Origin of the sequence: Burkholderia sp. Se-20378 (assembly GCF_017104665.1) — a bacterium.
Classification (GTDB): domain Bacteria; phylum Pseudomonadota; class Gammaproteobacteria; order Burkholderiales; family Burkholderiaceae; genus Burkholderia; species Burkholderia lata.
In genome coordinates, this window is the sequence record NZ_JAAGPG010000893.1 from 1 (window position 1) to 2099 (window position 2099).

Consider the following 2099-nt stretch of genomic DNA (forward strand, 5'->3'; position numbering starts at 1 on the left):
TGCCCTGGTCGCCCGTGCCGGATCGCATCGTGCACCCGGCCGCATCCATCCGGCCTCCTGATCCGTAGATGACGCATATCCCGTCCACGGAGTCCGCATGCCTGCCGCCGCCGTCGCCGTCCTCGCTTTCGCCGGACTGATACTCGCGTTCACGGCCGTGTGGATCGTTCAACTGCGCTCGCGCAACGCCGGCATGATCGACCCGGTCTGGGCCGCGACGCTCGGCGGCGTGGCCGTGCTCGCCGCCGGGTTCGGCACCGGCGCGGGATTGAACCGCGCGCTCGTCGCGCTGGGCGGCGGCCTTTGGGGGCTGCGGCTCGCGCGGCATCTGTGGCGCCGCAATCACCGGCAGCCGGAAGACGCGCGCTACCGTCAATTTCGCCTGCAATGGGGCGATGCGGCCGCGCGCAACCTGTTCTGGCTGTTCCAGTTGCAGGCGCTGATCTCGATGGCGCTGTCCGTCGCGTTCTTCGTCCCCGCCTACAGCGCGGCAGCCCCGTCCCGGTTCGCGCTTGCCGCCGCAGTCGCGATCTGGTTCGCCGCCGTGGCAGGAGAGGCGGCCGCCGATCGCCAGCTCAAGCGCTTCCTGGCCGATCCCGGCCAACGCGGCCAGGTCTGCCGGGCCGGCTGGTGGCGCTATTCGCGACACCCCAACTACTTTTTCGAATGCCTGCACTGGTTGGCCTACACGGTCCTGGCGATCGGCATGCCGTGGGGCGCGCTGGCCCTGCTGCCGCCGTTCCTGATGGCATGGCTGCTGCTCAGGGTGTCCGGCTTGCCGCTGCTCGAAGCCCGCCTCGTCGACACCCGCCCGGGCTATCGCGAATACATGCGCACGACCAGCGCGCTGATCCCGTGGCCGCCCGCGCGGGCCGCGCCCCCTTCCCGCACCCGACCGGATCGTCCCGAAGACAGGAGCACGCGATCATGACCGCTACCGCCTCGCAACCGTCGCCTGCCCGGATTGCCGCGCCCGGCGACACCTGGCTGATCCGCTGCTGTGAGCGCGGCTGGCTGCCGGATCCGCTGATCCGCGCCGGGATGCGTGCGCTGATGCGACAACGCCTGCGCGACGAACACGCCGACGACGGCGAGCGGCGCGCGATGGCCCACGACACGCTGCTGCGCGAACTGCGCGCGAGCCCGATCGCGGTCGAGACGCAAGCGGCCAACACGCAGCATTACGAGGTGCCCGGCGCCTTCTTCGAAGCCCATCTCGGCCCCCGGCTGAAATATTCGTGCGGCTATTACCCGGGCGGCGACGAGACGCTCGCGCAGGCGGAGGACGCGATGCTCGGCTTGACCGCACGGCGCGCCGAACTCGCGGACGGACAGCGCATCCTCGATCTCGGCTGCGGCTGGGGCTCCCTGGCGCTGTGGCTGGCGGAGCGCTATCCCCGCGCACGGATCGTCGGCCTGTCGAATTCGCACGGTCAACGCGGTTTCATCGAGCAGTGCGCTGCCCGCCGCGGGCTGACCAACCTGCGGATCGTCACGGGCAACGTGGCCGAATTCGATTTCGCCTCCGGCGAAGCGGGGTTCGACCGCGTGCTGTCGATCGAGATGTTCGAGCACATGAAGAACTACGGGCAGTTGCTGTCGAAAATCGCCCGATGGATGCCCGACGACGGCAAGCTCTTCGTGCACCTGTTCGCGCACCGGCTCCTCGCCTATCACTTCACGGCGCGCGACGGGTCCGACTGGATGTCACGCCACTTCTTCACCGGCGGCACGATGCCGTCCGCCGATCTGCTGCTGCACTTCCAGGACGACGTGCGCATCGCCCGCCAGTGGTGGCTCGACGGCACGCACTATGCCCGCACGGCCAACCAGTGGCTCGCGTCGCTCGATGCCGCGCGCGGCCGGGTCATGCCGATGCTCGAAACGGTCTACGGCGCCGACGCGCGCGTCGGATTCCAGCGCTGGCGGATGTTCTACATGGCGGTCGCCGAACTGTTCGGCTATGCCGGCGGCCAGGAATGGGGCGTCGCCCATTACCTGTTCGACAAACGGCCGGCGCGCAGATGAGGTGCTTCATGCCGTATCGCATCGTCCGCCGCGTCGCCGTCCTGCTCGCGCCGGGTCTCGCGCTCGCCGCC

The 2099-nt window shown here is 69.7% G+C and carries 2 protein-coding genes; both read left to right on the top strand.

Annotated elements, in window-relative coordinates; genetic code table 11:
- Nucleotides 1-97 precede the first annotated feature (97 nt).
- A complete protein-coding gene (locus G3N93_RS38685) occupies nt 98-931 on the top strand; it encodes a DUF1295 domain-containing protein (protein ID WP_206135402.1) in 834 nt (277 codons plus the stop codon).
- Nucleotides 928-2028 carry a cyclopropane-fatty-acyl-phospholipid synthase family protein gene (locus G3N93_RS38690; protein ID WP_206135403.1) on the top strand — a complete coding sequence of 367 codons (1101 nt, stop codon included), beginning with the start codon at nt 928-930 and terminating at the stop codon, nt 2026-2028. The genes G3N93_RS38685 and G3N93_RS38690 overlap by 4 nt, the downstream gene beginning before the upstream one ends.
- Nucleotides 2029-2099 lie beyond the last annotated feature (71 nt).